1 protein-coding gene is annotated in these 1721 nt (G+C 37.2%); it reads left to right on the forward strand.

From position 1 onward, the window contains the following. Positions 1 to 387 precede the first annotated feature (387 nt). On the forward strand, positions 388 to 1721 hold a 1334-nt coding region (locus tag ACFINX_RS09955), incomplete at its 3' end, for a DEAD/DEAH box helicase family protein (RefSeq protein ID WP_375668784.1).

A 1721-nucleotide genomic window follows, 5' to 3' on the forward strand; every position in this document is an offset into this window, starting at 1 on the left:
TCTTTCAAATAAACAACCTATATTAAACATAACACATAAATACAATTTTTAATATATATCTAAGAGGGTTTTGTAGGTGTTTTGGGGGGTTTAAAAACAGACAAAACCTATCAAAATACTCATTCTGATATTTTAAAGAACGTAGTACATTTATCTTGATGAATACGTGAAATGAATAGCAAATTTCACTACTTTGCTGATCTTATTCCATGTCATGGGCTGTTGATAAGCAGCCTTAAAGACCCATTTTGAAAAAAATTTATCCGCTTTTTTAGCAGTTTTTTCCCATTTTTATCGTTATTTGCTTTAAGTGCATTTAATTGAATTCGTTTTGATTCTTTTGATGATTATTAATCATCTCATAAGGCAAGGGATTTTTATTACAATATGCTTCAATCTATTAAGTCTGATAATGAACAATTCACTTTACGCTCCCTTTTACAATCCTATCGTGAACAGGCAACATCAAATGCTCTACGGGGGAAAGTGTTTGAAGATTTTGTGACAAAATATCTTATGCATGACCCTCTCCATTATGGACGATATGAAAAGGTAGAAACCTATTATGAATGGGCTGAAGAGCGTGAAGGTTGGAATAAAAATGATATCGGCATTGATCTGGTGGCAAAGCTTCGCAATCAAGAGGGATATGTGGCTATTCAATGTAAGTTTTATAAAGCTGACCATCAGATCAGTAAAAAAGATATTGATAGCTTTATCGCTGCCTCTGGAAAAGACATCTTTAAATATCGACTTCTCGTTGACAGCACAGAAGTGGAATTAAGTGACAATGTGAATGCCATGATTAAAGGACAAGCGATACCCGTTTATCGTATTGACCTTCGTCATATGGAAAACAGTCGTATAGACTGGCAAATATTTGCAACGAAAAAAGAAGTTGTTCTGAAATCAACAAAAGAGCCTCGTCCCCATCAAGAAGAAGCCATCAAGAAAGTCTGTGAAGGGTTAAAAGAAGCAGATCGTGGCAAGCTGATTATGGCATGTGGAACGGGGAAGACTTTCACCAGTTTGAAGATAGCAGAAACCATAGCAGGAACAGGCAAGCGTGTGTTGTTTCTGGTTCCTTCTCTGGCTTTAGTTTCGCAAACAATCCGTGAATGGACAGCCGATGCACAAGTCCCGTTGCGTTCCTTTGCGGTTTGTTCTGATACGAAAGTAGGCAAGCGTCGTAAAAACCAAGATGATATTGTTGGCATGGAAACATCAGATCTTGTTCTCCCTGCTACAACAGATGCGAAAGCCCTTGCCAAAGAAGCTTGTGAAAACCTAGCAGATGCAATGACGGTCATCTTTTCAACCTATCATTCTATCCAAGTGATTTCGGATGCACAAAAAGAGCATGGTTTACCCGAATTTGATCTGATCATTTGTGATGAAGCCCATAGAACAACTGGTGTTGTGTTGGGAACAGAAAAGCATGAATCTGAATTTATCAAGGTTCATGACAATAGCATTATTCGAGGCAAAAAACGCCTCTACATGACAGCAACCCCAAAGATCTTTAGTGACAAGCTGAAAAGGAATGCTTTCTTATCCAATAACGTTTTGGTGTCCATGGATAATGAAAAACTCTATGGCAAACAACTTTACACTTACAACTTTTCACGTGCTTTAGAGGATAAGCTGTTATCACCTTGTAAAGTTATCATATTAGTTGTCAACGAAGAAGAAGTAAGTCAATCCATTCAACATCTGATTAC

The sequence above is a fragment of the Bartonella sp. AP36NXGY genome, from assembly GCF_042195865.1.
Taxonomy (GTDB): domain Bacteria; phylum Pseudomonadota; class Alphaproteobacteria; order Rhizobiales; family Rhizobiaceae; genus Bartonella.